Raw genomic sequence first — 7,668 nt, 5'->3', positions numbered from 1 at the left:
AGCGAACTGATGGCGAAGTACCATGAAGCTCCGTCATCGATTCATTGACCGTGTTGCACTCAGAAGCTGCATCCGCCAGGTTTTTCTACAGCCTCGTTATGCTGTGGGTTCTTGGGTTGACACGATGCGAGGTTCGACCCAAAATGGTAGCTAATGTAGCTGGCTTGCTGCATGGGCTATACGAAGCCTGAGCCCCAACTCTATTCGTTGATGATCCGCACAAAAAATTTTCATTTGAATTCGGCTGCGCAATAAATGGGGTATGCAGAGGAGAATTCTTATGAAAATCAGCTCAAAAAATGAGTTCCACTCTCTCGTAACTTCTCTACGTTCTTTGCTCTCGGAGATCGGGGTCAACATTAAGACCTCAAGAGCGCAAGAATTGCTTTCCCGTTCGTTGGGGTACAAATCTGCAAATGGGTTATATGCCTCGCTTCCCGTCGAGATAGATTTGACACATAAGGTCTTTGAGGTTTTCGACTGGATTCTGCAGGAAAAGCATGAGGTCAGTGCCACGTCCGGGGCAGTAATTCTTCGAGAACTAGAATCGACCCACAGAAGTCACTCTACCCGCTGGGGTAGTGACGCTAAATGCTACCCAATGCAGCTATCAGAAACGGAAAACTATTGGTATCTAACCAAAGATGGCTGGTTGCCTTGGAAAGACATGGATTTCGCCAATATGAGGGTGGAACTGAATATTTACAAAGTCGTTCACTCAAATTTCGGTCCGTTTCTTGACGAACACTCGTTTTCGGGCAGTGCAAGGCCGATATGGACTGCAGATATCGCCAGCAATACGTTTGAAGTCGAAGCGGCTAAGCTTGAGCGAGCATATGGCGATATGCCAAATAAAGATCTAATGTTTGCGGCGGCAAAATAAAGCATAACAATAGGCTGTTGCCGGACGCACCTACGCTGCGCTCCGGCACGCCGCAAAGCCAAGGCGTTAGGTTACTGGGGGAGTGCATCGATGCCTGAGAGTAAGGTTCTGTGCTGGATGTGTGGTGCTCATGCGGATAGCGCAGAACACAAGTTCAAGAAAACTGATCTTGTGCGGGCTCACGGCAAAGGTCCTTACAAGGAAGACAGTGCGCTCGCGCATGTCGTCGCGGGAACTCAAAAGCTGATACAAGGTTCGAATTCCGCTTCTTTAAAGTATCAGAAGAATTTGTGCAGCCGATGTAATAACGCGAAGTCCCAACCTTGGGATCGAGCCTATGATCAATTGATCGACTGGGTTCTCAGTAATGAAGCCGACGTTCTACGCAAGCGCTTTATCGATTTCAGCCAGGTCTTCGGCAGAAACTTCGAAGACGCTCAGCGCAACGTATACAAATACTATGCGAAAAGTTTCGGCTGTCGTTTGGTGGATGCGGGACATGCCGTGCCTGCCGATGTCGTCCAGATTTTCGATAGAAGCCACTTTCAAACGGCTCTTCGTATTACCTTTTCAGTGAACGAAGATGTGCTTATCCTACAAAAGGAAGATCGAGACGGATTCATCGGTCAATCAGACATGCATGCTTGGCTAGAGCGGAGTCGTCTTGAGCAAGTAAACGGGTATCAATCCAATGAGCACGTTTCGTGGTTTACTGCTCACTTTTGGTACGGGATCAACCCAGATGGTGCATGCGGATCGTCTTGGGTTGCCGACAATCAGTTCGTATATTTAGGGAGTGTTGAGCCGTTGACGCCAGAGCAGAGAGAAGAGGTTAAAAGTCGTGCAGCAGCAACCTAACAAATCGCTCCAGTTGACCCTGGACTTCCCCCACTTCAGTGGACACGCATCGATAACTCCGCACGAGGAGAAAAACGATGCCAAAGATGATCACAGGGAAGAAGACTCAGCGCTATAGCACTGAGTTCAAAGTCAAAGCGGTGGAATGGAGCCACCAGGCCCACCGGAGCGTCAAAGCTGTGGCCGAAGCGCTGGATATTCACCCGTTCATGCTGTCACGCTGGCGCAAGGAATACCGAGAGGGAAAGTTCGCCATGAAACGAGTCAAGAAAGCACCAGCCCAAGCTAAACAGAAGGTCCAGGAACAGGATGAGGTTACCCGCCTGAAACGCCGGATATCGGAGCTTCAGGAGGAAAATGACATCCTAAAAAAGTTTCAACGTTTACAGGCAGAGGAACGACGGAAGCGTTCCGGTTCGTCTGGAAACACCGAGGGGAACACGGAGTAAAGGCGCTGTGTCGCCACCTGAACATCTCGCGGTCTGGTTACTATGTCTGGGCAAACCGGAAGCCCAGTCAGAGAGCCTCGGAGAATGCCGAGTTACTGTCGAAAGTTCGTAAGGTCTAAAACGACAGCAAGGGTCGTTATGGCAGTGCCAAGGTTTATCAGACCCTGCGCCGTGACGGTCTGGTTGTGGGAGAGAATCGGGTGGCCAGACTGATGCGGGAATGGGGTATGAAAGCCCGTGTGGCGCGAGTCTATCGCCGCATGACGAAACGGCGTGATGACTTGAAGGCTCTGCCAAATTACCGGCTCGATGCCGAGAAGCCGGATGCCGTTAACCAGCATTGGAGCAGCGATGTCACCTACATCAAGCTAGGCAAGAGATACGTGTTCCTGGCGGTCGTTCTGGACCTGTTCTCACGACGGATCATCAGTTGGCGGCTGGGAGAGGGCCTGAGCGCAGACTTCGCCAGAGCGACACTGAGGGAGGCTTTTACAAGCCGGCAACCGGCTTCAGATCTGCTGTTCCATACGGACCGTGGTATCGAATATCGGGCGCACAAAACCCAGGCGCTACTGAAAAAGCACCGGGTACGCCACAGCATGAACCGGCCGGGTCAGTGTACCGACAATGCGGAGGTGGAATCTTTCTTCAAAACGCTGAAGGGAGAATTGCTACACGCCACCAGCTTCGTGACATTGAGACAATTACGGAAACACATCAAGGACTATGTTGAAGGTTTCTATAACAGCCGCCGGCTGCACAGTAGCCTTGGTTATCGGACTCCGCTAGAGTTCGAGGGAGTCAGTTGATGGGGCGTGTCCATTTTTTTGGGGGAAGTCCACCGTTTTGCTCTGGCGCTCCAAATGGCGGCTTATTTAAGGCGTTCTGTGTATCAAGTAGTTCAGTTTTCAAGGCCATGTGGAAGGAGGGTTAAGGTGGGTATAAGGGCTGCTGTGGAGCAGGATATACCGAGAATCGTCGAAATTTATAACGCCGCAATTCCGACTCGGCGTTCGACGGCTGATACCGAAACAGTCACTATAGGATCGCGCCTTGAGTGGTTTCGTAAGCACAAGCCAGACCGTAGGCCTCTTCTCGTTTACGAGCAAGGCGACGAGGTTGTGGCGTGGATCAGTTTCGAAGACTTTTACGGCAGGCCGGCATACCAACATACGGCAGAGCTAAGTATTTACGTCGCGCTAGAGCATCAGGGCAGGCTTATAGGTAAGAAAATGTTGCAGGCAGCGGAAGAGTTGGCGCCTCGGCTGGGCATAAAGATTCTGGTCGGTTATGTCTTCGCTCACAATTCACCGAGCATTCGACTGCTGCAGGCATTCGGGTATCAAGAGTGGGGGCGGCTTCCTAATGTCGCGCAGATGGATGGCAAAGAGTATAGCCTTTGCATCCTGGGTAAGCGTCTTGAGCACCAAGCCAGTACCGAATAAAGCGTTCCAGCCAACCGCTGAAAGCGGCGGCTGAGCTATGCGTTGAGGCTGTAGCTTCTCTATTGGGCAGGTTAGTTGCAGGCAACGGGGAGTCGTTCGCATGCCCGGTGCAAGCCCTACAATTATGACCAGGATGCGATGGTGGTGATTAACTACCACGACCAGGTCTAATCCGTAACCTTCGAATACGCCGTCCATTATCTGATTGAGCACAATCTGGAGTTGTCGGTGTTTTGCCCGCGCTACAGCAACGACGAAACTGGGCAACGAACTGTTCGCCATCATATGAGTTTGAATACGGCCATGGCGGGTCCTCAAAGATGCTGAAGTGGCCAGGAAAGAACCCGAAACCTGAGCCGGGGAACAATCGAATCAGCGATACGCTGATGATATAAACAAGCTGAGAGACTGTGAAATGGGTCCGAAAGCGGGTTTTTCTACAGTCTCGTTAGCCACAAAAGAGATTCACCTACGTATGGCCACCTATTATTATGCTTATCATGGCCCCGACAACGCGGAAAGCTTTAACTATAAAACGGGGTATGGGGTTTCCCAAAAGTACAAGCAAGAACAAACCAGTATTGGTGATCGCGTTTTCATAATCCAAAAAAGAAAGGATAATGATTATTTTGAGTTGTGTGGAGTGTTTGAGATAGTTGATTGCTATCATGATCCAGAGAGCACAAGACCCCACAGGATGAAGCTTGAAGATCGTTCAAAGTTATCAGATTACGTAAGGCTCCCCGAAAATAAAATAAGCAAAAGACTTCCTGAGGCAAAAGGTGATCAACGCTGGTCTGTCTTTAAAAGACATTTTTGTAGGCAAGGTGTTTCATTTCAAAGCCCGCTAAAAGAAGAGGTGGTGTCTTTATTGAATAGTTATCTTCCAAGAGTTTTCCTGCCAGAAGAAGAGCCAGGGGGTATTGAATCGAGAGAGAATCTTGTAGATGAGTTGACATATCAATCAATTAAAAGTCGGCGCGGTCAGTCGGAGTTTAGAAAAGCATTGTTGGCCAAGCATGATGAAGCTTGTTGTATATCAAAGTGTGGAGCGATGGCTGTATTAGAGGCCGCACACATAATTCCTCATACGGAAGAAACTAACTATTCCCTTACTAACGGCCTTTTGCTCAGAGCAGATATTCACACTCTTTATGATCTAAATTTTATTGGTATTGATGCTAGTGGAAAAGTCCATGTTTCAACGTCGTTAAAAAATACCGAATATTCACAATACCATGGGGTGTCCATTGGAACGAGCGTGCCGAAAGCAATGGCTGACAATCTTGCGCAGCGATTTGAGTTATTTGAAAAACAAGGTTAACAAGGCCGTAAACTCGGACGAAAATTCTCGTTCGCTGCGCTCACTACAAATGCGCCGGTTACTGGCGTTGAGGCTGTAGCCCCCCTATTGGGTAGGCTGGTTGCAGGCAACAGGGAGTCGTTCGCATGCCCGGTGCAAGCCCTACAATTACGACCAAGACGCGATGGTGGTGATTAACTACCACGACCAGGTCTAATCCGTAACCTTCGAATACGCCGTCCATTATCGGATTGAGCACAAGCTGGAGTTGTCGGTGTTTTGCCCGCGCTACAGCAACGACGAAACTGGGCAACGAACTGTTCGCCATCATATGAGTTGGAATATGACCATGACGGGTCCTCCACGATGTAGAAGTGGCAGGAAAGAATCTGGGAATAGAAACCGGGAAACAATATAACCAGCGAATAAGCTGATGATATGAACAGGCAGGGAAGCTGGGGAGTGGAGCCAAGAGCTACTTTCCCACAGGCCTTTAGCGAAACAGGGAGGAGTCGTGGGGGTATTGTTGCAAAAAGGGTTAACATCAAGTCAAAAAATTGTTGGCTCCCTATTAATAGCAATATTTATTGGTCCAACTTTTATACTTTTTACGCATAACTTTGTTTCCGAACCTTGGGTGTCGGAGTTTTCTTGTTATCTTTCTTTAGTGCTCACGGTTTTTTCAATAGTTGTCATGCTGTATTTGTATGTTAAAAATTTATGGAGACCAGCTGCCGCGTGGTACAATTTTTCGAAACTGAAGAAGGTGCTTGTAGTTACGGCTATGCCGTTTCTTGTTTTTGGTGTTCTTTGGATTGATTTTGCGATCTTTCTACCTCAGGTGTTCACATCTGTATTTGGGGATGCAGCGGTGAAGACCGATGTTGTAATAAAAGATAGGTATCATTCAAAGAGGTTTTGTGATTACCGCCTAGTACCCCAGTCGATGAACGCAATTTTTTTTCATTATTGTATCTCAGAGGGGATGTACAATTATTTGCCAGATGAGGAAATGAAGGCTGAGTTGCTTGTAATAAAATCATCTTTAGGTTTTATGGTTGAAGATATAAGGTTGCTGGGTCAGTAGCGATAAAAATTAACTGCGCGCTGGTTCTTTTCTCTTTCTATATGCTCATTTTACTGCGATTTCGCCTGCATCATAAGTCCGCCGTTTAATACACTAGTAGTATGATCAAGGAGAGTCGTTCGTGGAACAGGATGTTAAGATAAATAAATACGTAATTAAGTTCTGTTTTGCTTATGCATTAGGGTCGGTTGCTGCTTTTGCAATATTATATTTTTTGGATATGGATGCAAATTCTGGTGTGTCTGCTGCCGTGTTGATTGGTGGGGCTGTGTATGCTGCAGGTAAGTTTGTAGAAGATAATAAACGAATACCGAGCAAGCGGGAGAAGTCAAGGTTAGTATGGCTGTCCTTGTTTTCCTGCTGGGGTTTATCTATAGCTTCTTCAATAGTAGTTGTCTTGTCAGTGGCCGGTTTTGATGGTCTTTTATACATATATGCGATTTTTAAAAGCATGAATTTTTTGATTGTCCTTGTGCTGTTCATGTTTTTTTCGCTACTATATTTTTTGGTCTTGTCATGGTGTTATGGTGGCCTTGCTAAAAGGCAGCTTAAAAATCTGAAGAAAAAAGGAAAAATTTAGTAAGGGAGTTAAGTGCCGGCGGTCTCGGACTCAACGCTTAACGCTATTGAAGGGGCTTGGACCGCCGGTACTGCTGCACTGAGAGTTTCATCCTCCAAGCAATAAGTCGGATGCTGGCCTTAGTCCCTGAGTGAGTACCTGAGTCAGTACCTGCGTGAGTCCCTGAATGAGTACCTGAATTTACTCCCGCTCACTCTTGGTGGAACGCAGCAGCACGCGGTCCATGCCGCGGGTGCTCAGTAGCCGCTTCAGCACCGCGAACAGGTGCGTAGGCACCGTTACCGCATAGCGGGGGCGCGGGCGCGGGCTTTCCAGCGCGTGGATCAACTTTTTCACCACGGCCTCGGGGCCGAGAGTGAAGGCGCCGCCACTGTCGCTGCCGGCTAGCCGCGCTTCTACCTTCTGATAGGTGTCGGCATGGGCGCTCGCGGCGGTATCAATATGCGCCTGGAAGGCGCGGTAGGCATTCTCGCGAAACCGGCTGGTGATGGGGCCGGGCTCGATCAAGCTGATATGAATGCCGCTGCCCTTGAGCTCCATGCGCAGGGTATCGGTAAGGCCTTCAAGAGCGAACTTGGAACATACGTAGGCGCCGCGATAGGGCAGGGCGGCAATGCCGAGTACCGAGCTGTTCTGCACGATGCGGCCGTGTCCCTGGGCGCGCATCATCGGCAGCACCAGGGTAGTGAGCTCGTGGGTGCCGAGCAGGTTGGTCTCGAGCTGTTCGAGCAGCGCGTTCCGGCTCAGGTCTTCCACAGCGCCGGGCTGGCCGTAGGCGCCGTTGTTGAACAGCGCCGTCAGTCGCCCGCCGGTGCGCTCTTTTATTGCTTCCACTGCGGCCTGAATCGAGTCGCTGCTATTTAGATCCAGCACCAGCGCCTCAAGGCCTTCCTCTTCCAGCCGCTTAACGTCGGACTCTGCCCGCGCCGTGGCGAACACTCGCCAACCGCGCTTCGACAGGGCATGCGCTGCGGCCTGGCCGATGCCGCTCGAGCATCCGGTGATCAGTATGCTCTTTGTCGCCGTGTCTGGGGCCTGTGTCATCCGTTGCTCCTGGTTGCTT

At 49.6% G+C, this 7,668-nt stretch carries 8 protein-coding genes and 1 pseudogene; 8 read left to right on the top strand and 1 reads right to left on the bottom strand.

Going from position 1 to position 7,668, the window contains the following annotated elements; translation table 11 throughout:
• Positions 1-280: 280 nt before the first annotated feature.
• The 8 genes and pseudogenes from HUS66_RS06385 (at position 281) to HUS66_RS06350 (ending at position 6,605) form a co-directional block, all read left to right on the top strand.
• Positions 281-883: a hypothetical protein gene (locus HUS66_RS06385; protein WP_175070100.1), complete on the top strand. Its 603-nt coding sequence runs from the start codon at positions 281-283 to the stop codon at positions 881-883.
• Between the two features lie 90 nt (positions 884-973).
• Complete coding sequence (locus tag HUS66_RS06380) at positions 974-1,741, top strand: hypothetical protein (RefSeq protein WP_175070099.1); 768 nt, start codon at positions 974-976, stop codon at positions 1,739-1,741.
• A 77-nt stretch (positions 1,742-1,818) separates the two neighbouring features.
• The gene (locus tag HUS66_RS06375) at positions 1,819-2,190 is read left to right on the top strand and encodes a transposase (protein WP_175070098.1); all 372 of its coding nucleotides are present in this window, start codon (positions 1,819-1,821) and stop codon (positions 2,188-2,190) included.
• Positions 2,191-2,324: 134 nt separating this feature from the next.
• A pseudogene (locus HUS66_RS06370) lies at positions 2,325-2,999 on the top strand (IS3 family transposase); the annotation flags it as partial.
• A 126-nt stretch (positions 3,000-3,125) separates the two neighbouring features.
• On the top strand, positions 3,126-3,635 hold the full coding sequence (locus HUS66_RS06365; protein ID WP_282848309.1) for a GNAT family N-acetyltransferase: 510 nt from the start codon (positions 3,126-3,128) through the stop codon (positions 3,633-3,635).
• A gap of 475 nt (positions 3,636-4,110) precedes the next feature.
• Positions 4,111-4,959, top strand: coding sequence for an HNH endonuclease (locus tag HUS66_RS06360; RefSeq protein ID WP_175070097.1), 849 nt, complete (start codon positions 4,111-4,113; stop codon positions 4,957-4,959).
• A gap of 493 nt (positions 4,960-5,452) precedes the next feature.
• The gene (locus HUS66_RS06355) at positions 5,453-6,025 is read left to right on the top strand and encodes a hypothetical protein (protein WP_175070096.1); all 573 of its coding nucleotides are present in this window, start codon (positions 5,453-5,455) and stop codon (positions 6,023-6,025) included.
• Positions 6,026-6,146: 121 nt separating this feature from the next.
• On the top strand, positions 6,147-6,605 hold the full coding sequence (locus tag HUS66_RS06350; RefSeq protein WP_175070095.1) for an ABZJ_00895 family protein: 459 nt from the start codon (positions 6,147-6,149) through the stop codon (positions 6,603-6,605).
• A gap of 180 nt (positions 6,606-6,785) precedes the next feature.
• Here the strand turns inward: HUS66_RS06350 and HUS66_RS06345 are convergent, their stop codons facing one another.
• Positions 6,786-7,649: an SDR family oxidoreductase gene (locus tag HUS66_RS06345; RefSeq protein WP_175070094.1), complete on the bottom strand. Its 864-nt coding sequence runs from the start codon at positions 7,647-7,649 to the stop codon at positions 6,786-6,788.
• Positions 7,650-7,668 lie beyond the last annotated feature (19 nt).

This window comes from Onishia taeanensis (assembly GCF_013349955.1).
In the GTDB taxonomy this organism is placed as follows: Bacteria; Pseudomonadota; Gammaproteobacteria; order Pseudomonadales; family Halomonadaceae; genus Onishia; species Onishia taeanensis_B.
Note: the sequence above shows the minus strand (reverse complement) of the source record. Positions and strands in the feature narration are given on the sequence as shown.